At 52.3% G+C, this 24,413-nt stretch carries 21 protein-coding genes; 9 read left to right on the top strand and 12 right to left on the bottom strand.

Annotated features, from left to right (window positions below; translation table 11 throughout):
- The first annotated feature begins 19 nt into the window (after nucleotides 1-19).
- Both BS640_RS04320 and BS640_RS04315 read left to right on the top strand, forming a co-directional pair.
- Entirely contained in the window at nucleotides 20-721 is a 702-nt protein-coding gene (locus BS640_RS04320; protein WP_017490795.1) for an alpha/beta fold hydrolase, read from the top strand.
- A gap of 220 nt (nucleotides 722-941) precedes the next feature.
- Nucleotides 942-2,141 (top strand): MFS transporter, encoded by a 1,200-nt coding sequence (locus tag BS640_RS04315; protein ID WP_169713483.1) that lies wholly within the window; start codon nucleotides 942-944, stop codon nucleotides 2,139-2,141.
- A 98-nt stretch (nucleotides 2,142-2,239) separates the two neighbouring features.
- Here BS640_RS04315 and BS640_RS04310 read toward each other — a convergent pair whose 3' ends face one another.
- Nucleotides 2,240-3,325 (bottom strand): Gfo/Idh/MocA family protein, encoded by a 1,086-nt coding sequence (locus BS640_RS04310; protein ID WP_084912047.1) that lies wholly within the window; start codon nucleotides 3,323-3,325, stop codon nucleotides 2,240-2,242.
- A gap of 160 nt (nucleotides 3,326-3,485) precedes the next feature.
- Between BS640_RS04310 and BS640_RS04305 the strand changes: the two genes are divergently transcribed.
- Entirely contained in the window at nucleotides 3,486-4,394 is a 909-nt protein-coding gene (locus BS640_RS04305) for a LysR substrate-binding domain-containing protein (protein ID WP_169713485.1), read from the top strand.
- 84 nt (nucleotides 4,395-4,478) lie between these two features.
- On the opposite strand, the gene BS640_RS04300 is transcribed toward BS640_RS04305, so the two are convergent.
- Nucleotides 4,479-5,426: an alpha/beta hydrolase gene (locus tag BS640_RS04300; protein WP_084912042.1), complete on the bottom strand. Its 948-nt coding sequence runs from the start codon at nucleotides 5,424-5,426 to the stop codon at nucleotides 4,479-4,481.
- A gap of 286 nt (nucleotides 5,427-5,712) precedes the next feature.
- On the opposite strand from BS640_RS04300, the gene BS640_RS04295 reads away from it, so the two are divergent.
- From BS640_RS04295 to BS640_RS04280, 4 genes are all read left to right on the top strand, one after another.
- On the top strand, nucleotides 5,713-6,732 hold the full coding sequence (locus BS640_RS04295) for an isopenicillin N synthase family dioxygenase (RefSeq protein WP_017490800.1): 1,020 nt from the start codon (nucleotides 5,713-5,715) through the stop codon (nucleotides 6,730-6,732).
- 185 nt (nucleotides 6,733-6,917) lie between these two features.
- A complete protein-coding gene (locus BS640_RS04290; RefSeq protein ID WP_139802768.1) occupies nucleotides 6,918-7,691 on the top strand; it encodes a MetQ/NlpA family ABC transporter substrate-binding protein in 774 nt (257 codons plus the stop codon).
- Between the two features lie 64 nt (nucleotides 7,692-7,755).
- On the top strand, nucleotides 7,756-8,772 hold the full coding sequence (locus BS640_RS04285) for a methionine ABC transporter ATP-binding protein (protein ID WP_084912036.1): 1,017 nt from the start codon (nucleotides 7,756-7,758) through the stop codon (nucleotides 8,770-8,772).
- Nucleotides 8,772-9,431: a methionine ABC transporter permease gene (locus tag BS640_RS04280; RefSeq protein ID WP_017490803.1), complete on the top strand. Its 660-nt coding sequence runs from the start codon at nucleotides 8,772-8,774 to the stop codon at nucleotides 9,429-9,431. Before BS640_RS04285 ends, BS640_RS04280 begins: the two co-directional genes overlap by 1 nt.
- Before the next feature lie 636 nt (nucleotides 9,432-10,067).
- Here the strand turns inward: BS640_RS04280 and BS640_RS04275 are convergent.
- Nucleotides 10,068-10,505 (bottom strand): MarR family winged helix-turn-helix transcriptional regulator, encoded by a 438-nt coding sequence (locus tag BS640_RS04275; RefSeq protein WP_017490804.1) that lies wholly within the window; start codon nucleotides 10,503-10,505, stop codon nucleotides 10,068-10,070.
- A 67-nt stretch (nucleotides 10,506-10,572) separates the two neighbouring features.
- On the opposite strand from BS640_RS04275, the gene BS640_RS04270 reads away from it, so the two are divergent.
- Nucleotides 10,573-11,310 (top strand): siderophore-interacting protein, encoded by a 738-nt coding sequence (locus tag BS640_RS04270; RefSeq protein ID WP_084912034.1) that lies wholly within the window; start codon nucleotides 10,573-10,575, stop codon nucleotides 11,308-11,310.
- A 329-nt stretch (nucleotides 11,311-11,639) separates the two neighbouring features.
- On the opposite strand, the gene BS640_RS04265 is transcribed toward BS640_RS04270, so the two are convergent.
- The 5 genes from BS640_RS04265 to ptrR all read right to left on the bottom strand — a co-directional run bounded on the left by BS640_RS04265 (nucleotide 11,640) and on the right by ptrR (nucleotide 16,032).
- Nucleotides 11,640-12,407: a metal ABC transporter permease gene (locus tag BS640_RS04265; protein ID WP_017490807.1), complete on the bottom strand. Its 768-nt coding sequence runs from the start codon at nucleotides 12,405-12,407 to the stop codon at nucleotides 11,640-11,642.
- A 1-nt stretch (nucleotide 12,408) separates the two neighbouring features.
- A complete protein-coding gene (locus tag BS640_RS04260) occupies nucleotides 12,409-13,272 on the bottom strand; it encodes a metal ABC transporter permease (RefSeq protein ID WP_084912031.1) in 864 nt (287 codons plus the stop codon).
- A 7-nt stretch (nucleotides 13,273-13,279) separates the two neighbouring features.
- Nucleotides 13,280-14,107, bottom strand: coding sequence for a metal ABC transporter ATP-binding protein (locus BS640_RS04255; RefSeq protein ID WP_017490809.1), 828 nt, complete (start codon nucleotides 14,105-14,107; stop codon nucleotides 13,280-13,282).
- Nucleotide 14,108: 1 nt separating this feature from the next.
- Nucleotides 14,109-15,041, bottom strand: a complete 933-nt coding sequence (locus tag BS640_RS04250) for a metal ABC transporter solute-binding protein, Zn/Mn family (RefSeq protein WP_084912028.1) — start codon at nucleotides 15,039-15,041, stop codon at nucleotides 14,109-14,111.
- 130 nt (nucleotides 15,042-15,171) lie between these two features.
- Nucleotides 15,172-16,032, bottom strand: a complete 861-nt coding sequence (ptrR, locus tag BS640_RS04245) for a putrescine utilization regulator PtrR (RefSeq protein ID WP_017490811.1) — start codon at nucleotides 16,030-16,032, stop codon at nucleotides 15,172-15,174.
- A 143-nt stretch (nucleotides 16,033-16,175) separates the two neighbouring features.
- Between ptrR and BS640_RS04240 the strand changes: the two genes are divergently transcribed.
- Nucleotides 16,176-17,570 carry an NAD-dependent succinate-semialdehyde dehydrogenase gene (locus BS640_RS04240; RefSeq protein ID WP_084912025.1) on the top strand — a complete coding sequence of 465 codons (1,395 nt, stop codon included), beginning with the start codon at nucleotides 16,176-16,178 and terminating at the stop codon, nucleotides 17,568-17,570.
- 234 nt (nucleotides 17,571-17,804) lie between these two features.
- On the opposite strand, the gene BS640_RS04235 is transcribed toward BS640_RS04240, so the two are convergent.
- From BS640_RS04235 to BS640_RS04220, 4 genes are all read right to left on the bottom strand, one after another.
- Nucleotides 17,805-19,193, bottom strand: coding sequence for an efflux transporter outer membrane subunit (locus tag BS640_RS04235; protein WP_017490813.1), 1,389 nt, complete (start codon nucleotides 19,191-19,193; stop codon nucleotides 17,805-17,807).
- A gap of 3 nt (nucleotides 19,194-19,196) precedes the next feature.
- Nucleotides 19,197-22,316, bottom strand: coding sequence for an efflux RND transporter permease subunit (locus tag BS640_RS04230; RefSeq protein WP_084912022.1), 3,120 nt, complete (start codon nucleotides 22,314-22,316; stop codon nucleotides 19,197-19,199).
- On the bottom strand, nucleotides 22,316-23,455 hold the full coding sequence (locus BS640_RS04225) for an efflux RND transporter periplasmic adaptor subunit (protein ID WP_084912019.1): 1,140 nt from the start codon (nucleotides 23,453-23,455) through the stop codon (nucleotides 22,316-22,318). The genes BS640_RS04230 and BS640_RS04225 overlap by 1 nt, the downstream gene beginning before the upstream one ends.
- Before the next feature lie 184 nt (nucleotides 23,456-23,639).
- Entirely contained in the window at nucleotides 23,640-24,152 is a 513-nt protein-coding gene (locus BS640_RS04220) for a PadR family transcriptional regulator (RefSeq protein ID WP_084912016.1), read from the bottom strand.
- Nucleotides 24,153-24,413 lie beyond the last annotated feature (261 nt).

Genomic DNA, 24,413 nt, shown 5'->3' with positions numbered 1-24,413 from the left:
CACAAGGAAGAAATCGCCGATGTCTTTAGGGAATATCGTTTTGATCCCAGGTTATATGACCGATGACCGCCTGTGGGATGACGTCGTTGAACCTTTAAAAGCGCAGGGGGCGGCGCTGACTTTTGCCCAGCTAGACAGCGGCCAAACGATGGATGAGATGGCCGAACGCATCATCGAAACCTGTCCGCAAAATTTTGTTCTGTTGGGCTTTTCGATGGGCGGTTACATTGCGCGCAAGATACAGCAACGCATTCCTGAACGTGTCACGGCGTTGATTCTGGTTGCTACCTCAAGTCGAGCGGACTCGGCGTTGCAGCAGCGCACAAAGGCCAGCGCTGCCGACGCGGTCACGGCACATTCCTACAACGGATTAAGTCATCTCTCGCTGGGCTATTCGCTCCACGTTGACCGCAGCAAGGACCCTGAGCTTTTGCAGCGCCTGAAGGGGATGGGGCAGCGCCTTGGCTATGAGGTCTTTGTTCGTCAGTCGCGCCTGGACCGCAGCAGTGATACCGACAGGCTTTCGCAAATCCACTGCCCAACGCTGGTTATCGCGGCGCGAAATGACCGTATGCGCAGTCTGGAAGAGTCAACCGAGCTGCAAACCCATATCCCCGGGGCAGAGCTTCGCGTGATCGAAAACTGTGGTCATATGATCCCCCTTGAGCAACCCGCAGCGCTTTGCGACGAAATTATTCATTGGCTGAATTTAATGCCATGAACCGATAGGTAGCAGTTATATTAGTTACAACATACTTAAAGGAGTTTTAATGAACCTGACCTCCAGCTCTGACGTCGCAGGCGCTGTGCAGGTCAGTTTGGTAATGCACAAATTGTGATAACTTAAGACCAATATGTTATTAACTTAATGATTATTATAAAAATAGTTGACGCATTGTCTCAGATTTTGTTCTATATCGAGCAAAACTGAGGGAATAAAAATGTCTCAATGCACAACGCTGAGTTCTGAGCGACAAATGTCCTCCCTGCAACGCTGGTCCGCCGTCTTGTCATTAGCGTGCGGAACTTTTGTGTTAATCAATTCTGAATTCTTACCGATTGGGCTATTGTCGCCGATCGCCAAAGCGCTCAACGTTAGCGAAGGGCAGGCGGGATGGACCGTAATGCTGCCTGGACTCATCGCCGCCTTTGCCGCACCGCTGTTGATGCTATTTTCACGGCGATTAAATCGTCGCACTTTACTGCTGATCCTTTCCGTTTCAGTGATACTGTCGAACGCCATTGCGATGTTCGCTACCGATTTATCTACGCTTTTATTGGGGCGAATTATTCTTGGATTTGCTGCCGGTGGCTTCTGGTCTTTTTCTATCCCTGCGGGTAAAAGATTAGTTTCAGAGGCGCAAAGTGCGCGAGCGATTTCGCTGATTAGTGCCGGAGTGGCGTTAGGGACCGTCGCTGGGGTTCCCGCGAGTGCCTATATGGGTGAGCTTTACGGCTGGCGGATGGCCTTTACGCTGAATACCCTATTGGCCGTGGCGATATTTATTTACCAGTGGATAGCCTTGCCTTTATTGCCTGCGGGGAATTCGATAGGCCTGAGCGCTATGCTGTCTGCCGCAAAAATGAAGGGCGTTCGGCGAGGATTGATTATTGGAATTTTCATGGCCTCGGCGCAGTATTCAGCCTATACCTACCTTGAGCCGTGGCTGCGTTTCCAAATGCATTTTTCCTCGTCGTCCATCTCTCTATTACTGATGGGATACGGTATCGCCGGATTTATCGGCACGTTTCTCACGGAATTCACCGTGCGCAAATTTGGCGTCCGCTATGCCTTTTTAACCAATATTCTGTTCATTGGGGTTTGTGTATTAATCGCCTCTCAGCTGAGCAGCAATCAGGTATTAGCGTCAGTACTTATCGTTATTTGGGGACTGGCGTTTGGTGCACTGCCTATTTGTCTGAATATCTGGATCTATCAGGCCGCCCCTGAATTATTCGAAGGTGGTTCTGCGCTGCTGGTATGCGTATTTCAGCTGGCTCTGGCCTGCGGGGCATTCTTCGGCGGCTTTTTGGCGGATACTCAGGGAACCTACGCCGCTTTTATTCTTGGCGGCGTATTGGCCTTGATAGCGGGCCTGAGCATCTTTCTTTCCCATCCTAAGAGCACAACGAATTATTAAGGAGCATATCATTGGCTCGGTTGCTGCCAGCGAACGCCCCCGGATTTATTTAGCCTGATTCATTGAAATGAATCAGGCAAGCGGCATGCTTTTCTCTGTTACCTGAAGAAACGCTCAGAAGACTCTGTGATCAGGTCAATTAACCGATGTTGACGCACTGCATCTTCAAATGTTGTCACTTCGCTAGTTTCAGATAATTTATCCCTGGCATAGGCTGAATACAGATAAGCAACGTCCTGTGAACTGGCATCAAGATGAGATACAGGTAAATAGGTATATTCAGCTGGGACAGGGAGGTCGACAAACTGTTCGACACCATTGCGCATTCCCTGGATTAAGTTGTCATCTTCATTCTGGAATCCACGTGCATTCGTGATGCGTAAAACACCTTCTGTACCGGTGATGTCAATCTGAAGTCCTGTACGTAGTGTCTGTCCGCCTTCAAGCTGAACAGAAAATAATGCATCATTTGCCAGAGAGCCTATGATCATGACCTCGTTAGGGCCGGTATAGGGGATCTTCTCACCTGTTTCGGCAATCGTTGTGATCGGGAACTGGTTTTTAATGACAGCCGAAAGCTGTTGAGGGAAGCCCACACCCTTGAAAAGCATATCGTGGAAATGACCACCATAGATGGATAACAGTTCAGTAAAGTTCCCTACGTCTACTGCCCATTTTGCAAACTCCGGCATGACTTCGCCAAAGGCGTCAACGCCCACGGACATTCGCACTGCGCGGATTTTACCCACATAACCCTGTTTAATCAGATCATGCCAGTATCGGGAACTGGGTGAGAAACGGCGCTGTAACCCAACAATATGTTTGACACCTTTGTCACTTGCCATCGCCAGAATTTCTTCTGACTCAGTCGTGGTGGTGGAAAGGGGCCACTCACTGTAGACATCCTTTCCTGCTTCAATCACTGCCTTTGCCAGTCGTCCATGTTCAGGTGTCGGAGCCAGAACAACAATCAGGTCTATGTCGGGGTTAGCCAGTAACGCCTCGGGGCTACCGTAAGCCTGGCTGATATTGAACTGTGCAGCATATTTTTCCACTTTCTCTTTGTTACGACCAGCGAGTGCCACAATCTCAAAATCACTCAACGACTGGAGTGCAGGAATGTGACCATATCTGGCCCAGCCACCGGTACCAATAATACCTACGCGGATTTTACTGTTGTTCATACTGCCTTCTTTTATCAGATTATTTGAATATCAGGCAGGCTATAAGAATCAGCCCCCTGGGATAGAGGCAATAATATGATGATATTCCTCCGGGATTAATCGGGATGAATGGCATAACATTAGTGACATTTATGTCACTAATGATTCGGTGCTTGAAATGATGGAAAAAATGAATGGTCTTGAAGTGTTTGTACATGTAGCGCAGACAAGGAGTTTCATCGCGACAGGGCGAGTAAAAGGCATTTCATCGTCAGCAGTCAGCAAGAGCATTTCCAGGCTGGAAGAACGTCTGGGTGTACGACTTTTCCAGCGAAGTACACGTTCGGTTAGCCTGACGTCAGAAGGTGAGGTCTTTCTGGAACGATGTCATCGTATTTTTGGTGAAATCCAGGCCGCAGAGGATGAACTGTCAGCGATGACAGAACAGCCACGCGGAAGGCTCCGCGTCGGTCTGCCGCTGGCGGGAGGGCTGATGTTACCCATGATTTCACAATTCATGGAACGTTACCCCCAGATAGAACTGGACCTTGATTTTTCCGACAGATTGTCTGATGTCATCGAGGATGGAATGGACGTTGTCATTCGTGGCGGTGAGTTGAGTGATTCAAGACTAATATCCCGTCGACTCGGATCATTTCAATTGTGTATCGTTGGCTCACCAGATTACTTCAAGCATCAAGGAACGCCTACCAGCCCAGAAGACTTATTCGGTCATTCCTGCCTGCACTATCGCTATCCCAATTCAGGGAAAATTGCTCAGTGGCCGCTTCAATACGCTGTAACCCGAGGCGGTATTCAGGCTGTTCCTTTAACACTGACTTGCAGCAGCCTTGAAGTCCTGCTGTATAGGGTGAAAAAAGGTCGTGGTATTGCCTGTTTGCCTGATTACTCGGTAAAAGACGCGCTCGCCACAGGTGAGGTGGAGCCAATCCTGAATAATGATATGACGCATACAACCACTTTTCATATGCTCTGGCCCAGCACGCGGCAGATGACACCGAAGGTCCGTGTTTTTGTGGATTACATGGAAGAAGTATTTAGCGACTACTTGGTTAAGAACCAAAAGTAAGTCGCAGAGAGTTTCACACCTTCGGCCCCTACAGGGCAATAAAGAGCCTTAGCGTAGGATAGATTCCGTTTTCCAAGCGGACCCCTAGCTTAACTCGCCACGCTGCTTTAGCCAGTCACGGAATTCGTGTGGCCACAATTGGGTCGGTGAGCCCGGTTTCCCCATCCCGAAACCGTGGCCACCGCTGGCGAGTGGGTGCAGTTCACAGGGAACGTGCGCCTTTTCGCAGGCCTGCTGCATGATAACGGTGTTCATTGGGTTAGAGACGGGGTCATCCTTGGCCTGAACCAGGAACATCGGCGGGGTCTGTGGGTTAACGTAGGTCTGCACCGACCACTTCGCTGCCTCCTGCTCATCGGCGTCTCTGCCAATCAGAATATGCGCCGTTGAGGTATGGTCATACGGCGCTTCGAGGGTGATTATCGGATAAATAAGTGCGCTGATGTCGGGCCTGGCGCTGTGATTATCAGTCGCGTCCTGGGGCGGATAAGACTGAAAATCGGCGCGAACCGAGGCGAGCCCAAGCAGGTGCCCGCCAGCCGAAAAGCCAAGCACGCCAATCTGATTCTTTTTAAGACCCTTTTTTTCCGCGTTGGCACGAATCAGGCGCAACGCACGCTGTGCATCCTGCAAGGGGGCCAGTGGCCCCACGTTCCAGCCTTCATGAGGCAGACGATAGGTTAAAACAAAGGCGGTAATACCTCTTTCGCTGAGCCACTGAGCCGCCGGGTGTGCCTCCGTTTCCATTTCGATACGTTTATAACCTCCGCCAGCGGCAACAAGCATTGCAGCGCCGTTAGGGTTTTTCGGCCTATAAACCGTCAGATATGGCTGGCTGATATTGCTGATGGCCCCGCGCTTGTCGCGTTTCATCGGCCCGGAAGGACCTCCGCCGCCCGGTGGCGTTTGCGGCCAAAGCAGCAGAGTCTCTGTATCGGTAATGGTTAGCGTGTTATGCGGCCGTTCCTTGGCATTAACACATCCTGCAAGCAAAGCCGCGCTGGCTCCGAGAATAAAATTACGACGGTTCATTCAATCACCTGCAATCAATAAATGTCGAGATATCCATGAAGTTACTGATGAACTCCTGATTTACCCTGATAGAGTTATCAACGAAAAGTGATGAAATCATGAGTTTATCTTAAAGTTGTTCAGTGGTTTTTCCGCCAGCGGAAACATACGGCAGCATAGTGAAAAGGAAGGGGAAAAGTCAGCTCACTCTAACTCAAAAAATGTTGCATAAGTAATGCATTTTAAATCCTTTAGGCCGCCGGTTTGGCAGTGATAATCTTGAGTTATATTCACCAGGGGGTCAGTTATGTCTCATTCAAAGATTTCTTCAATTCCGATTATTGACCTGTCAAAACTCGACGGTTCAGACGCTACCCGTGCCGAATTCCTCAAAGAGCTGCGCGTTGCTGCCCGTGATGTCGGCTTCTTTTATTTAATTAATCACGGCGTTGATCCGACGCTGTTGTCGCAGGTTCAGGGGACTTCACGAGACTTTTTCGCGCTGCCACAGGCCGAAAAAGACCGTGTGGCAATGGTCAATTCCCGACACTTTCGCGGCTACAATCGTGCAGCCTCAGAGCGCACGCGAGGGCAACCCGACTGGCGCGAGCAGTTTGACCTTGGCGCAGAGCGTCAGCCGATTCCGCAGACAGAGCATTCACCGGCGTGGTCTCGGCTTCAGGGGCCAAATCAGTGGCCAGAAGCCTTGCCTGAGTTAAAACCGCTGCTGCTGAACTGGCAAAAAGCCATGACCGCGATGTCGCTAAAAATTCTGCGCGCCTTTGCCGAGTCTCTTTCGCTGCCCGTGGACTCTTTTGACCCGCTGTACGGCGATAAACCTAATGAGCACATCAAGCTCATTCGCTATCCAGGCCGTGGAGAAAATGAGAGTAATCAGGGCGTTGGCGCGCACAAAGATTCTGGCTTCCTGAGTTTCCTGTTGCAGGATCAGCAAAAGGGACTCCAGGTTGAGGTTGAAGAGGGGCGTTGGGTTGATGCACTGCCGATTGAAGGTTCCTTTGTCGTTAACATCGGCGAACTGCTTGAGCTGGCAACCAACGGTTATCTTCGTGCCACGGTGCACCGTGTGGTTGCACCGCCCGCCGGCAAGGAAAGGCTGTCCCTGGCGTTCTTCCTCGGTGCGAAGCTCGACGCCGTGGTGCCCGTATTTCAGTTGCCGTCAGAGCTTGCAGCCCAAGCTAATGGCCCGGAAAGCGACCCGCAGAATCCCCTGTTGCGAGACGTTGGCTGGAACTACCTGAAAGGGCGTTTACGCTCGCATCCTGACGTAGCAGAACGCTATTATTCCGAACTGTTGGTTTCTTAAAATTTTAAACCAAGAGCAAGCCAGTTTAACGATGAATGAATAGATAAAAATTGGCTTAGCAATTCTCTTTTAATTGTTTAGCTCGCGAGATTCAATATGATTGGATAGCCCTTGAAGATAATCAATCAAAAAGGGCTATTTTTATGTCGACAGGTAAAATTTCATTTTTGGCATCTTTGCTATTAATGGCGGTAAGTTCTTCAGGGCATGCGGCTGACAGTGCAAATAAAACGATTACTCTTGGATTTAATCCCGGACCTTATGAGGAACAGTTTGCCAAAGGTGTAGGACCCTTTCTCGAGGCCAAAGGTTATAAACTGGTTTATAAAGACTTTAGCGATGGTATTCAGGTCAATAATGCCGTAGCCACTGGCGCCATTGACGGCAATATTATGCAGCATCCTATCTATCTCCAATCCGTTAATGATCGACTTGGTATTGATAATGTTGGTATTGTCCAGGTGCCCACTCCGCCGATGGGGCTGTATTCCAACAAGCATAAGGCCGGTGAAAAACCTCAGCCCGGTGAGACTATTTCAGTACCTAATCAGGCCTCTAATGAATATCGTGCCGCGCTGCTGCTCCAGGATCTCGGCTGGATAAAGATTTCGGCAAAATCTGACCCTGCCACCTTCTCGCAAAAAGACATCACCGAAAATCCTTACAAACTGGTATTCAAAGAGATGGATAACGCGCAGCAGGTTCGGGCCTTACCGGACGTAGACTATGGCGCTATTCAGGGCAATTTCGCCGTCTCGAGTGGGATGAAGCTTAATAGCGCGCTCAAGCTCGAAAATCCGGTAAAAGGCTTTATTAACGTGGTCACGGTGGCGGGTAAAAATAAAGATGCCCAGTTTGCTCAGGATATTGTCGCAGGCTATCACTCTGCCGAGTTCAAAGAATATATTCTCTCCAACCCTCAGTATCAGGGTTACCTGTTGCCTGACTACTTAAAATAATAATCTTTTTTACTCGTCTGCCTGGCTGACGAGTTTTTTGCTTGCTTTGTATTGGGGAGAGGAAATGATTGAGCTGCATGACGTTGATAAGGTATTTCAGCGTAAAGGTATTACGACACGCGCACTGAACAATATTAATTTACGCGTCGAGAGGGGGGATATTTTCGGCATTATCGGTTATAGCGGTGCGGGAAAAAGCACGCTGGTACGGCTTATTAACGCGCTGGAAACCCCCAGCGCGGGCGAGGTGGTCATCAACGGGCAGGCGATCGGCGATTTTAACTCGAAGCAACTCAGGGAAATGAAGAAAGATATCGGCATGATTTTTCAAGGCTTCAATCTGCTGGAGTCTAAAACTGTTTGGAAGAATGTCGCGATACCTCTGATTTTAGCCGGAAAGAGCAAGGCCTTTATTGCCGAAAGGGTGAAAGAGCTTCTTCAGTTGGTGGGACTGGGAGACCGTGCAGGCAGCTATCCGGGCGAACTTTCCGGCGGACAAAAACAGCGCGTGGGTATCGCACGCGCACTGGCGACTAACCCCTCAATACTGCTCTGTGACGAAGCAACCTCGGCCCTGGACCCACAGACCACCGGACAGATTCTGATGTTACTCAAGCGTATTAGCCATGAATTTAACGTCACGCTAGTGCTTATCACTCACGAGATGTCGGTTATCCAAAAAATCTGCAACAAAGTCGCGGTGATGGAACAGGGGCGGATTGTCGAACAGGGGAACGTCATTGACGTATTTGGGCATCCCCAGCACCCGACCACGCTGAATTTTGTGCGTACGCTGGTTCGCGACAGTTTGCCGGAAAGCATTGAGCCGCATTCACCTGCGAATAACCGGGTGCGGCGTTTCCGGCTGGAATTTGTTGCCGAGACGGCTGGCCAGCCGGTTATTTATCAGATGAGCAAGGCCTTCGACCTCGAATTTAATATCCTGTTTGCCAGTATGTCAGAAATTCAGGATACGGTTCTGGGCTTTATGATTATTCAGTTAAGCGGTGAGGCTGAAGTATTGCGCGCAGGGATTGCCTATTTACAGCAGTGCGGCGTGCGGGTAGAGGAGGTGCAATAATGTTCGATACGGCTATTACTCTGGACCAGTTTCTTGGCGCGATGCATGACACTCTGCTGATGGTCAGCGTTTCTTTGCTCATTGGCTCCTTGCTCGGGGTGCCACTCGGTATTTTACTGGTCATCACTCGCCCAGGCGGACTGGTTAACCATCCTTTTTTCTATAGGATTATTAATCCCGTTATTAATATTGTGCGCTCGCTGCCGTTTATTATTCTGATGATTTCAATCATTCCGTTTACACGTTTTGTCGTACATACCACGATTGGCACTCCCGGGGCGATTGTGCCACTTATTATCTATATCGCGCCTTATATTGCGCGACTGGTTGAAAGTTCGTTATTGGAAATTAATCCGGGAATTATCGAGGCTGCCAAATCGATGGGCGCCACGCCGTTACAGGCAATCTGGCATTTCCTGTTGCCTGAGGCACTGGCGTCTCTGGTTCTTGCCTTAACGACGGCGACCATCGGCCTGATTGGCGCAACCGCCATGGCCGGAACCGTGGGCGGCGGCGGAATAGGGGATCTGGCCATTACCTATGGTTATCAGCGCTTTGACACCTTTGCAACCGTCTCGACGGCCATTGTCTTAATCATTGTTGTACAGGGTCTGCAATCGTTGGGCAATATCCTCTCTCGCCGCCTGCGTCGTGAGTAATAAGAGAGGGGCATTTAATATTAAGTAAGCTTTGAACATAATTTAGTCTGCTTCTATTTTATTAATGCCACCGGCTGTGCCTGTCATCTCTTGAATAGATTGTTGCTGAGGGCCGCGGGTGGCCCTCAGCAACGACAAATGCAGCTTTCCAGATAAGTAATGCCAAAAGGATTATTTCATTTCTTCGGCGAATATTGGTTTACTGAATTCAGTCGAGGGGAATACTCCCCAAAGAATACAGCAATAAGGAGTGAATGATGGCCAAAAATTTAAACGCCAATTCCCTATGGCAAAGAATTAAGCGTCGATGTTCTGCGACTTTCCTGACTCAGACTACGGCAGACAGTTCTCGATTGGTTGAATCACTCCTTGTGACAGGATCTTTATATGGCATTGAACTCGGAAATATTGACCCTTCCTGGTATCGCCAGAAATAGTCAATATCAGCGGCTACTGCGCCGAAGCTATTGGAATGAGCTGTGCTAAGTTAACAACGGTAATGATGATTTTCTCCTGAAGTGAAGCAGTAAATGTTGAGATCTCCCCGGTCTTGTCGAATGTGATTTTCTATCCCAGTTGTGGAGCCTATGACTTTTAAGTCATAGGTTTTTTTATTTTTCGGTTTCTCTTAACTGACTACTCTTGCTCAAAATTGTCGTAAACACGGCCAACCAGACTGAGCAACTGTTGATGCTCCTCCTCGCTAAAGCCGCGAATACCGAGCTTATTTAGCCGTTGCCCCTGCTGTTGCATCGTTTTTCTGATTTCCAGACCGCTTTCTGTCAACGTCAAACGCATAATGCGGCGGTCGAGTGGGTCACTGTCGCTGGTGAGTAGACCTTTGTCGCGCAGACCTTTAATCAGTCGCGCCAGCTGTGCTTTGTCACGCTCCATAAAACGCGATAAATCCCCCGGCGCAGCGCCTGGATTTCTGCCTACGTAGCTCAGAACTTTCGCTTCCATATGGGTAACGTCGTGGTTGCCATCGCGCAGCATTTCAAACTGTTTAGCGCGGTAGCGGTGCATGATCATATGCATGACCCACAGTACGTCTTCGTTATGCGATTCACCCATGAGTTGACAATGTCTCCTATTCTCATTTAGATTGTTGATATTATCAACTAAGTGGAACAATCTTACCATGACCGAAAATACATCAACCAGCCGAGTGCAGCTTATTCGCCATGAAATCAAACGACGCACCCTTGACGTGGTTAGCGTAGAGCAAATCAGCCCAAGCTTTAAGCGCATCACCTTTAGCGGTGATTCGCTGTCTGATTTTATCAGTGCATCGTTTGATGACCACGTAAAATTTATTGTTAATCCCGAAGCAGCCGAGCCTGCGATGCGTGATTACACGCCGCGTTTTTACGATAATGAAAAAAAAGAGTTAGTCATTGAGTTCGCGATGCATGGGGAAGGGCCAGCCAATGAGTGGGCTGAAAATGTGAAACCCGGTGACCAGGCGATGATTGCGGGCCCTCGCGGTTCACGCGTGATTCCGATGGACTACGACTGGCAGCTGATGTTTGGTGATGAAACCGCTTTCCCGGCCATCTCGCGCCGTCTGGAAGAGCTACCGGCGGGTACCCGTGTGACCGTGGTTGCGCTGGCAAACGATGTGCGTGACCGCCGTGAATTTAGCCAGCAGGCCAATCCAGAGATTATTTGGGTTGAAAGCTCCGAGCAACTGGTTGAGTGGGCCAAAAACCATCAGCTCGCCGCTGGCGAAGGCTTTGTGTGGTGTGCGGCTGAGGCGTCAATCATCAAGTCCCTGCGTAACATCTTCGTGGAGCAGAAAGGGCATGATGTTAACGCTATTCGTACCTCGGCCTACTGGAAGATGAGAACGGCTGCCTTCCACGAGGAGCTGTCTTAAATGGCAATTTGTTTTTAAATTGCATTTTTTAGGTCAAGGGCACGTGCTTTGCACGCTAAGCGCTGGCCCAGACCAGCCAAAGGGGCTTACAGGCGAAGCCCCGTTGGATTCCCCCCGCCTTGTTATCGGTTCATGAGTCGTGCCAGCCGGTGAGTCTGTTTTAGTGATATCGAATGTGCCGTGGTCCCGCGCCGCTTCGCGGTTCTCTTGCCCGGTTACGGCGCGGAAAGTTAAATGCCCCTTGAAGCTTTCAAACCGGAAAAGCGCCTCGGAGTTAATTGACCTCGACCTTAAAAGCTGGGCAGGGCAGCCGCCCATAAACATTCTCTTCAAAGAAATGTTGCAATAAAAAGCCCACCCCCTATTGAGCCGACGAAGAAACCTACCGGCCAGTTGGTTTCATAGGAAAGGGCAATCGCCAGCCACACGGTGATAAGCGATACCGCTATCGACAGCAGGACGGCAGGAATCGGTCTTGAGGTGATCCGGTGTGCTACGGCGGCAGGGGCAACCATCAGGCTGAACACCAACAGCGCACCCACGACCGGCAGGGCCATCGCTGTGGCTAACGCCAGTAGGCACAGAAACCATAACTCCATCTTCTTCACCGAAATACCCTGAACCTCTGCTAACTCCGCCGAGACTGAGTTTAACAGCAGCGGATAAAATACCCGCATCGTTATGCCAATCACCAACAGGCTTATCAGCGCAACAGGAACGAGTTCTGCGCGGCTGACTCCTAGCACCTCGCCAAAAAGTAGTGCATAAACCTGCTGCGAATATTGACTGCTCAGGCTTAAAAATACCGTACCGAGGCTTAGCAGCATCACCAGCGTGAGTGCCGTCGCCACCTCATGACGGCCATTTTTTGCCAACTGATTAATGCCCATGACACCCAGACCGGCGAAGGTTATCAGGCCGATAAAACTGTTAATACCTAACAGGCCAGCCAGCGCGGCACCGGGGAATGTGCCCAGCGGCAGCGCGTGGGCCGCGAAAGATGCGCCGCGCAGAACGACAAAGAACCCGACCAGACCGGCGACTATCGCGACCAGCGTCACCACTATCCAGGGATTGATCATAAAGCTGGAGAACATGTTAATGACCTTTCAGGCGAATAAGATGGGTTGAAGCCAGATAGGCGATAAAGATGAGTGCCACAATAAAGAAGCTGACTGGCCAGCCGTGGCCGGGGGTCCAGTAAAAGCTGTCGTAGGCCAGTACAATCCCGCCCCATGTCGCCACTAGCCCTAATATTGTGGCCATAAGCATCGCCATAAGCGGCCTCCTGGTAATACGCAGCGCCGTTGCTGCCGGGCCAATCAGCAGTGCGGTAGAGAGGACCGCGCCGACGGTCATCGCCGACAGGGTAACCGCCAGCGACAGCAGCATTAGATAGAAAGTCGACACCCATCGGGTCCTGATGCCCATCACCTGCGCCAGCTCTTTATCCAGCGAACTGAGCAATAAAGGACGATAGATAACGATGATAACCGCCACTGCACCAGCGCCGAGCCACAGCGCAAGGGGAATAATCGTTGGGGAAATGGCAAACATCGACCCGAACATTACGGTCACGGCCGCGCCCGTGGTGCTGCGTGTCGTGACATCGAAGTACAGCAGCAGTGCCGCCAGCCCCAGCCCTGCGCCCAACACAATGCCGGTCATCAGGTCACGTTCGCGGGCGCGGCGAATATCGATAATTTCCATGGTCAATGACGCCAGCAGCGCCATACCCAAGAGGCCTATCAGAGGATTAATACCGAGCAGGAAGGAGAGCGCACCTCCTGCGCTGCTGACGTCTGCCAGCGCGTGACCCGCGAAAGACTGGCCGCGTATTACCGTGAATACGCCGACCACACCAGAAACGATGGCGGTTCCGCTGCCCACGATCAACGCGGTTTGAACCGGGTTGCTGCTAAAGAATCCGGGCTCTACTATGAAATTTATCAGGGAATTCATAAAAAAATCATGCTTTCATCAGGTTTTCAGGGGGCGAAGTCAGGGCACAGACGTCACTCGATGCATTGGCAGCAATCACCAAAACCCGATTCATGACGCGTAATACCTCGATGGGGTAACCATAAAGCCGACTCAGCACGTCACTTTGCACGACCTCATCTGTTTTGCCGCTGGCGGCGCGCCCGTTAGCCAGATAAACGATGCTGTCCATCGACGACAGCAGCGGGTTCATGTCGTGTGCGGAGAGCAGAATACTGACCTGATGGACAATACAGAGGTGGCGCAGAAGCGCCACGATTTCTGATACGCTGCGAATATCGAGATTCGCCAAAGGCTCGTCAAGCAGCAGCAGGCGAGGTCGGCGGATGAGGGCGTGAGCGATTAACACGCGCTGCTGCTGGCCACCCGAGAGATTGCCGATACGCTCATCGGCAAAACTTTCTGCGCCAACCTCTCGAAGCATGGCGTCAACCTGCTGCCTCACGGCGCGCGAGTTGAGGGCAAAACCCAGCTGCTTACCGGTCAGCCCCAGCGTGACGAGATCCCGCGCGCGCAGCGGTATTTCGGCATCGAGCATGATTTTCTGTGGCACATAGCCCACCGAGTGTAGACCTGCCTTGCCCATTTTTCCGTCTATTCGCACTTCACCTGCGTCGAGCGACTGAAAACCGAGCAGGGCGCGCAGTAGCGTGGTTTTGCCGCTGCCGTTGGAGCCAATCAGTCCACAAAACTCCCCAGGCTTAAGGCCAAAGCTCACTCCGTCGAGCACCGTTTTTCCCGCATAGGAAACGCTGAGATGGTTTGCGCTCAGCACGCCGCCGTCATCCACGTTCATCTTAGTGCCTGGCCAGCAGGCTTTCGGTGGAGGTCTGGTCTGTTAACGCCTTAATCAGCGCGTTGGTCTCAGCCAGCATCCAGCTTTGATAATGGTAGCCCGGGGTTGGCATGGTTTCATACACGCCGACCACGGGGATATGGTGCGTTTTTGCCTGGCTGAGGAAGGTCTCTGTCAGTGGGTCCGTTACCTGCTGGTTGTATACGAAGACTTTGAGCCTGCCGTCAGCAAAAAGCGCATTTTGCGCGGTGACGTCTTGAGGCGCAGGATCGGTGCCGTTCATGATAGCGGCCTCAAGATTGAACGGTGTCGCAATCTTCAGCCCTGCGGCCTGAAGCAGATAGTCGCCAACAGGTTCTGTGACCGCCACTTCACTGTTGGAATACGCGCTTTTCAGCTTGTCCAGTGCGGCATGCCAGGGCGCTAAAGAGGCGATAAACTTACCGGCATTTGCATTGAAATAGGCTTTTTGATCCGGCATAGCCGCGCTGAGGTCGGCGGCAATCTGTTTCGCTACTGCGGGCATGACCTCAGGCTTGTACCACAGGTGCGGGTTTGAGGTCTTGTCCGGCAGATTCATCAGCTGTTGCACGTTGATGACCTTGCGTGAGGCGTTGGGCGCTGCGGCAAGAAACTTGTCGGTCCATGCGTCATAACCCAGGCCGTTCATGACCACCAGGTCGGCATGCGCTATCTCGGCGGCTATTTTCGGACTGGCTTCGAAGGTATGAGGGTCAGTGTTGGGGTCCGTTTCAATGGCCTCAACCTCAACAAACTTGCCTCCGATTTGCGAAATCACGTCGGCATACTGATTTTCAACGCCAATAGCGTGTAGAACGGGCGTGATGGCCGCCGCAGCTTGACCAGCGCTGAGAGCACCCAATACCGTCGCTTGCGCCACGACCCCGGCTAATACCAGTAACTTACCTTTCATCCTGTCCCCTTAAGTTGATAATAATCACATCAAATTGATATGTTATAACATAACCTATATGGGCGTCGGATTGACTACAAGATACCAGACGTAACCAGTTGTTTGAGAATGTGTCTTTCAGGGCGAGCAGTCAGTTCATTGCCTCAAGCAGCGTCACCATCGCTTTCTGGTTGGCCGACGCGCTGCCTTTACGCCACATCAGCCAAATCTTGATTTTTCCCATCTCGTTGCCGAGCGGATAGATTTTTACACCGCTTTTGCCTGGCATGCTGTCGAGCATGCTGGCAGGAATTAACGCCAGTCCGGCGCCGGCAGTCACGCAGGCGACGATGCCGTGATAAGACTCCATTTCGTGAATCTTTCCCGGCACTGCCTGATCGTTGGCAAACCAGTTCTCAAACAGCCGACGATAAGAACAATTGGCGCGAAACGCGTAGATGGTTGAGCCGGAGATATCTTTCGCTCGGTTGACGGCCGGGTGGTTCAATGCGGCAATCAGCACCATTTCTTCATCAAAAACCGGTACTCCTTCCAGTTCAGGATGTTTTGGCGGGCCGTCAACGAAGGCCGCACTGTACTGACCGGACAAAATTCCGTCGATCATGTCGCCCGACGGGCCGGTCGACAGATCCAGCTCCACGTCAGGATAAGCCTGATGATAACGGGCGAGCACCGGAGGAATGCGCACGGCGGCACAGCTCTCAATCGAACCCAGGGTAAATATGCCGTTTGGCCGCTGGCCCGACACACTCTGCTTTGCCTCTTCCGCCAGAGCCAGAATGCGTTTTGTATAACTCAGAAAGGTTTTACCGGGGTCAGAAATGTGCAGCCGAAGCTTCTCGCGATGAAAAAGCGGTGTGCCTAACTCTTCTTCTAGCTGTTTGATTCGGGTCGAAATATTTGAAGGAACGCGGTGTAGCCGTTCTGCGGCAGCGGTCACGCTGCCTTCCTCGGCGACGGCGGCAAAAACTTCAAGCTGTGTCAGGTCCATGGCTTCTCTCCAGTCTGATTTCGAACTAAGTTCTTTCTCTAAACGAGACGATTACTTTCATTATTATTCATTTTTCAAAAACCTTTAACAAGTCTAGGATTGACGGCAGATAGCGTTAATCCTGACTATAAAGGTGACCACAGATGACTAATACAACGACAGCGCCCGCTGGCGCATTCTCCCGTAATCCAACTAACGGTGACGTTTTCAAACATTATCCTTTCGCGACCGCAGAGGAAGTAGATTCTGCACTGCAGGGCACTCAAGATGCCTTCAACGACTGGAAGAATACTGACATGCCAGCGCGTATTGCGCTGTTGCAGAACATCGCACGTGAGCTTCGTGCCAGTGCGGGTCCGTTGGCTGAAATGATGACGCTAGAGATGGGTAAGCCTGTCACGCAGGCGCTTGCCGAGGTCGAGAAGAGCGCTAACCTTTGTGAATGGTATGCTCAGAATGGTCCGGCGATGCTCGCACCAGAACCGACGCTGGTTGAAAATGACAAGGCGTGGGTCAACTACCTGCCGCTGGGTCCGGTACTGTCTGTGATGCCGTGGAATTTCCCGGTATGGCAGGTGCTGCGTGGTGCCGTGCCGATTATTTTGGCGGGCAACAGTTATTTGTTGAAGCCCGCACCAAACGTCATGGGTTGTGCCTATCTTCTGCGTGACATTGTCACTAAAGCCGGTGCACCAAAAGGCCTGTTTGACGTCTATAACGCTGACAACGCGGCCGTCGCCGAAAGCATTAAAGATCCGCGTATTGCGGCGATTACTCTCACCGGTAGCGTGCGTGCCGGAGCGGCTATTGCCTCAATGGCCGGTGCTGCGCTAAAAAAATGTGTGATGGAATTAGGCGGTTCCGACGCCTTTATCGTGCTGGCCGATGCCGACATCGATGCAGCGGTCAAGGGGGCTATCGCCGGACGCTTTATGAATAACGGTCAAATCTGCATCTCGGCCAAGCGTATTATCGTTGAAGAATCGATTATTGAAGAGTTCACCGAGAAGTTCCTCGCGGCCGTTAAGGCGTTGAAAATCGGCGATCCGCGCGACGAGTCAACCTACCTTGGCCCCATGGCGCGCTTTGATCTGCGTGATGAGCTGCACGGTCAGGTTCAGGCGACGCTTGCCGAGGGCGCGACGTTATTGCTGGGTGGTGAGCCTATCGAAGGTGCGGGTAATTACTATGCGCCGACGGTGTTGGGCAACGTGAAACCGGGCATGACCAGCTTTGTTCAGGAACTGTTTGGTCCGGTTGCGTCTCTTATCACGGCGAAAGATGCCGCCGACGCGGTGCGGATAGCCAATGATTCCGAGTTCGGCCTGGGTGGAAGCCTGTGGAGCCGAGACCTCGACGCGGCAAAAGCGTTGGCGAAACAAATCTACACCGGTGGGATGTTCATTAACTCTCCGAGCTTCTCAGACCCCCGTGTTCCCATCGGTGGGGTGAAGAAGAGCGGTTTCGGGCGCGAGCTGTCGCACTTCGGGATCCGGGAGTTCACCAACCCACAAACCTTATGGGTTGAAGGTCTTTAATAGCAAATTTTTTTAAGGGCAGTAGGCACCGGGGAGTTTTTTTTGGCAGCGGCCCTTAACCTGCTTTTAAGGACAATTAACTCCGAGGCGCTTTTCCGATTTGAAAGCTTCAAGGGGCCTTGGCCTGGGAAGGCCCCTTGGCGGGTCTGGGCCAGCGCCCAGCGTGCGAAGCGCGTGCCCTTGACCTAAAAGACCTAAAGATCTAGATCTAAAAAATGCAATTTAAAGAAATTGTCATTTAAGCCCACCCCCTAATGATTCCCACAGTGTAATGCGGTTCTCGAAGTCGGTTTGCTGTAGGGCGACCAGGTTCAGCTGGGATGACCACAGCGTGCGCTGGTCGGTCAGCACTGTCAGATAGTCACCGGTACCCACCTCATAGCTACGGCGGGCGAGATCGTAGCTGCGCTGCGCCGCTGCGACCGCCTGCACCTGCGCGTCCATCTGCTCATTCAACGTGCTGCGGCGTGCAAGGGCGTTTGCCACGTCTTCAAAGGCGGTTTGAATCGCTTTCTCATAAGCGGCAATCAGGCCCTTTTTCTCGGCCTCAGCGTAGTGCAATTGCGCCAGATTGCTGCCGCCGGTAAACAGCGGCAGCGTAATGCTTGGCGCAAATGACCAGACGTTGGCACCGTGGCTAAACAGGTTCGACAGCGAACTGCTGCCGACGCCCGCGCTGCCGGTGAGCGAAATGGTCGGGAAGAAGTTGGCCCGCGCCGCGCCGATGTCCGCATTCTCACTCTTCAGATTGTGCTCGGCCTCAATCACGTCAGGGCGACGCAGCAGCACGTCAGACGACACGCCCGCCGGAACAATGGCAATCGCCTGCGGCGAGAGGCTCTCAATCGTACCCGGCAGCAGGTTGGCAGGCACGGTATCGCCGACCAGCAGGTTAAGGGCGTTGATGTCCTGCGCGACCTGCGTTTTATCGCTGGCAACGGTTGCCCGCGCCTGTTGATAGGTGCTCATCGCCGAGCTGACATCGCCCGCTGCCGCCGTGCCTTCATTCAGCTGCAACTGCGTGATACGCAGGGTATCGGCGGCGCTTGCCATGGTCTGCTGCGCCAGCGCCAGATTGCTATTATCCGCCGCCAGCGTTATCCAGGCGGTGGTGGTCTCGGACACCAAGGTGATGCGGGTATTTTGCGCCGTCGCTTCGCTGGCAAGCCAGGTCTCTTTGGCGGCGCGGGCCAGACTGCGGTTACGGCCAAACAGGTCAAGCTCAAAGCTGCTGACTGCGCCATCCGCCTCAGCAGAACTGCTGATCGCACCCGATGAGGAGCGGGCACGCGTCTGCGTTAGCTCGGCGTCTACCGTCGGGAACAGCGACGCTCGCTCTTCGCCGTACAGTGCGCGGGCCGCCTCGATATCGGCAATCGACTCCTGAAGATCACGGTTGCTAACCACGGCACGTTGCACAACCTGATTCAGGCGTGGGTCAGCGAGCACGTGCTGCCAGTCGGTCAACACCGCCTTGGCATCGGCATTCGCGCCCTGGCTTGGCCAGGTTTTTGGCACCGGTGCTGCGGGTCTCTGATAGTCCGGGTCAAGCGAGATACAGCCCGCCAGCAGCATCGACAGGCTGACAACGCTCAGGCGGAAGAAATTCTTATGATGAAACATCGATTACTCCTCGTTCACGTTACGGCGAGTGAAGAAGTGTTTCACCAGCACAAAGAAAAGTGGCACAAAGAAAATCGCCAGCAGCGTCGCTGTCAATGTCCCGCCGATAATGCCGGTCCCGATAGCGATGCGGCTGTTGGCCCCTGCGCCCGTCGACAGCGCCAGCGGCAGAACACCGGCGATAAAGGCGATAGAGGTCATCAGGATCGGGCGAAGTCGCGTTTTCGCCGCTGAGATTGCCGCCGCAGAAAGGGTCATTCCCTCCTTCACGGCCGCTTCGGCAAACTCGACGATCAGGATGGCGTTTTTCGACGACAACCCGATGGTGGTCAACAGCGCCACCTGGAAGTAAATGTCATTATTTAATCCACGCAGCGAGGCGGCGATGGACGCACCGAGCACGCCGAGTGGGATAACCAGAATGACCGAGAAGGGGACCGACCAGCTTTCATACAGTGCCGCCAGACACAGGAAGACCACCATGATTGAGATAGCATACAGCGTGCCGGTTTGACCGCTGGCTAACTGCTCTTGCAGGGACAACCCACTCCAGGCAAAGGTGGAGCCCGGCGGTAGCTTGGACGCCAGTTCAGCCATCTTGTCCATTGCTGCACCAGAGCTGTAACCGTCGGTGTTTTCACCATCGATTTCGAAGGACGTCACCCCGTTATAGCGTGCCAGCGACTGAGGTCCGTACATCCAGTGCGTGGTAGCAAAGGCAGAGAACGGCGTCATGGTGGTGTCACCGCTGCTGTTGGTGCCGCGCACAAACCACTTGTTCAGGTCACTTGGCTGTGAGCGGAACTGGCTATCGCCCTGGATATAAACCTCTTTGACGCGACCGCGATCGATAAAGTCATCGACGTATTGTCCCCCCCAGGCGTCACTCAGCGTCGTGGTCACGTCACTCAAAGACAGACCCAAGGCAACCGCCTTATTATTATCGATATCAACCTTGAGCTGCGGCATTTCTGGCAGATCGGCCGCACGAACAGACTGTAGCTCTGGGCTTTTATTGGCCTCATCGATCAGTTGGTTACGTAATTTCAGCAGTTGATCGTGGGAAGTGCCGCCCACAGACATCAGCTCAAAGGTGAAGCCGTTACTCTGGCCCATGCCGGATACCGCAGGTGGGGTCATGGCAATCACTTTGGCATCGGTGATTTTCGCCAGATTCTTGTTGGCGCGCTCAACGATAGCCTGCGCCGTATTGGCCGAACCCGAGCGTTTATCCCAGTCTTTAAGGGCGATAAAGGCCATCCCGACGTTATCACCGTTACCGTTGAAGTTGAAACCGGTAATGGAGAACACGACGTCGGTGTTCGCTTTCTCCTGTTTCAGGAAATAATCGGTAACCTCTTTAGTCACCTCATTGGTGCGATTCACCGAGGCGCCTGCGGGTAAGGTGTACTGCACCATGACCTGTCCCTGATCCTCATTCGGCAGGAAGCTGGTTGGCAGGTGCATCATCAGTAAACCCATGACCACGGCCAGCAGCGCATAGCCAATCATCATCACCGCAGGTCGGCGCATCCCCTTTAACACACCGTGTTTATAGCGATGTTCAGTGTTGGAATAAATACGGTTGAAGCCGCCAAAGAAGCCTTTGGTGTGCGGCTTACTGTGGCGCAGCAGGGTTCCACAAAGAGCCGGGGTCAAGGTCAGTGCAACGATGACCGAGAGTGCCATCGCAGAGATCAAGGTCACCGAGAACTGACGATAAATCACCCCGGTCGAACCGCCAAAGAAGGCCATCGGCAGGAATACCGCGGAGAGTACAACCGCAATCGCCACCAGCGCGCCGGAAATCTCACCCATTGATTTCTCAGTTGCGGCGCGGGGTTTGAGTCCCTCCTCGGTCATTATTCGCTCGACGTTTTCGACCACCACGATGGCATCATCCACCAGAAGCCCGATTGCGAGCACCATCGCAAACAGCGTCAGGGTATTAATGGTGTAACCCAGTGCAGACAGCACCCCGAAGGTCCCCAGCAGTACCACCGGCACCGCCAGTGCAGGGATGAGCGTCGCCCGAACGTTTTGCAGGAAAAGATACATCACCGCGATAACCAGCACGATAGCGATAAGCAGGGTTTCAACCACGTCCTGAATCGAAAGCTTGATAAACTCTGTGGTGTCTTTCGGGTAGGCCACTTCATAACCCGCAGGCATGCTGCTGCGGTATTTCTCAATGGTGGCTTTCACCGCGTTGGCGGTATCCAGTGCGTTCGATCCTGCTGCAAGCTGAACCGCAAGGCCGGCCGCCGGATGGCCATTCAGACTCGAGGTCGTAAGATAGTCCTGGCTACCCATTTCAACGCGCGCAACGTCACCAATGCGTACGACTGAACCGTCGGCCTCACTTTTGACGATGATATTACGGAACTGTTCAGGCGTTTGCAGACGGGATTCGGCCTGCACGGTTGCCGTAATCTGCTGTGATGAAGAGGTCGGGGATGAGCCGATGCTACCCGCTGACAGCTGAATATTCTGCGAAGAGATTGCCGTTTCGACGTCGGAAGGCATCAGGTCGTAGGCCGCAAGTTTGGTCGGATTGAGCCAGATACGGATGGCATACTGGTTACCGAAGACGTTCAGACTGCCTACGCCTGAGACGCGAGCCAGAGGATCCTGCATGTTACTGACCAGCCAGTCGGCAATGTCACGACTTGAGGACTTGTCGGTCTTGTCATACAAGGTCGCAATCATCAGGAAGTCCGACTGCGACTTGGTCACCGTTAAACCGGCCTCCTGCACTTCGGTCGGCAGGCGGGATTCTGCCTGCTGCAGTTTATCCTGCACCTGAACCTGCGCGGTGTCGGGGTTAGTCCCCAGTTTAAAGCTGACGGTAATCTGCACCGTACCGGCCGAACTGCTGGTCGAGGTAAAGTAGAGCAGGTTATCCAGACCGGTAAGCTGCTGTTCTATAACCTGAGTCACGCTGTTTTCAATAGTCTGGGCAGAGGCACCGGTATAGGTCGCCTTGATCCTGACCGAGGGCGGCGCCACTTCAGGATACTGCGCCACCGCCATCGATTTAATGGCAATAATACCCGCCATCATAATCAGCAGGGCGATAACCCAGGCAAAAACCGGGCGGCGTACAAAGAAGCTGGAAAACATCACGACGCTCCTTGTGTCGCCGCCGGCGTTGTGGCACCGAGCTGGGTTTCAACCGGTTTAACGACTTGACCCGCGTTAACCTTGGATGTCCCTTCGACTATTACGCGATCGCCCGCCTGCAACCCACTGGAAATTAAATAATCATCGCCCGACGTGGTGCTGGTTATCACTTTGCGCACCACAACTTTGTTATTGGCATCCACCACCATTGCGGTGGCATTGCCTTTCGGGTCACGAATGATGGCTTGTTGGGGTGCCAGAATCGCATTTTCAATCACGCCTTCATCGACGCTTGCGTGAACAAACATCCCCGGCAGAAGAACGTGCTGGGGGTTAGGGAACACGGCGCGGAGAGTCACGGAGCCGGTAGCCTCGTCAACGGAAACTTCTGTCAACTCAAGTTTGCCTTTCTGTGGATAAACCGAACCGTCTTCCAGCGTCAGAGTGACGTCAAGGGTGTCACTATTTTTGGCGAGCGCGCGTTTGCGCAGCTCAAGCAGGTCTACGCTGGAGCGGGTGAGGTCAACGTACATGCTGTCGAGTGCGGTAATGGTGGTCAGTGCGGTAGTCTGATTGGCGGTGACCAACGCACCTGGCGTCACGGTCGAGATGCCAATACGCCCTGAGATAGGGGCCGTCACGCGGGTCCAGTCAAGGTTTATCTTGTCTGCTTCAAGCGCAGCGATTTTTTCGGCCACGCTGGCCTTGTCTTCGCCACAGGTGGCGGTGGCGTCGTCGGCGTCCTGCTGCGAAACACCTTGCTCTTTAACCAGAATGGCGTAGCGGCGGGCCTTTTGGCAGTCGGCGATAACCAGTGCCTTGGCGCTTTGCAGGGCAGCAGCGGCCTGATCGTAAGCCGCTTTATAAGTCGACGGATCAATTTGATAAAGCGCCTGCCCGGCCTTTACCTCGTCGCCCTCTTTAAACAGACGACGCTGAATAATACCGCCAACCTGCGGCAACACGGTTGACGTCAGCGTGGCGGTGGTGCGGCCGGTGAGATCGCTGGAATAAGTGAAAGGTTGAGACTTTAACGTGACCACGCCGACCTGCGTTGGAGCCGGCTTCTCCTTGGTGGTGTTATCATGACAACCGCTTAATCCGATTATCGTCAAAATACATAAAATGCGTAATTGCATAGAAGGAGTCCAATGAATAGAGTGATATTGTTTTCGGCTCACAGGTATTTCTGCGACAGCGTATTAATCCATAAAGGATGCCGTGCACGAGTTATCCCGCACGAGCGGGTTTTCAGAATGGGTGCGAATTCTGAATATAAACTCCAAACAACAATAAAGGGGTTATAAATACCCCTAATGACGATTAAGCTTCATTAATCTTTTTAGTGGCCTCCTGAATCGTTCTTGATATTTTCTCGACCTCGTCCTGGGTGATGTTTTCATTACGCATTTTAATTTTCACACTTGTTTTAAGGTTTTCGATTGCGTAATAAATCTCTGGATTCTTTACAGGATGTTTCGATAATTCCAATGCTTTAAGTCTTTCCAATGCATCGACCACTGTCTGTTTATGCTGCTCAAGATAGTGCTCACCGCTGCGGGTGATTGTGTACTTTTTTTTGGAACCATCAACGGCTTGCGCCACCGCGTAGCCAAGCTCTTCTAGCAGGGTCAGGTTCGGGTAAATCACACCGGGACTTGGACTGTAAGCTCCCATCGAATAGTGCGCTATCGACTTTATGATTTCATAACCATGCGTTGTATTAAGTCTTACAAAATAAAGAATCAGTAACAGCAGTTCTTCATTTTTAAACGTTTTACCCCGACGTTCCGGCATTTTTTTGTTTGGGGCATGAATAGCGCTGGTTTTTCTCATCGGTAACACTGTCTCATTTGAAAAATAACTCTCAGGAACGAAAGGGAGATTAATCTGAAGATATATCTCGGACTCTCAGCGGTCAAGATATATCTTGGTTGATCTTTGCGTGCTTAATTGATTGATAATGAATGATAAATATCAATTGTGGAATTACTGTGAGGCCTGTTTTTGACCTTGGGCCAGAATGGGGGTAAATATGCTTAACGCTATGTTTTATCTTTGTTTATTTATTTCATCTTTCAAGGTGAAATTCAGACT

It is taken from the genome of Rouxiella badensis, from assembly GCF_002093665.1.
GTDB lineage: Bacteria > Pseudomonadota > Gammaproteobacteria > Enterobacterales > Enterobacteriaceae > Rouxiella > Rouxiella badensis.
The sequence above is the reverse complement of the archived record's forward strand: the minus strand, read 5'-3'. Positions and strand labels throughout refer to the sequence as shown.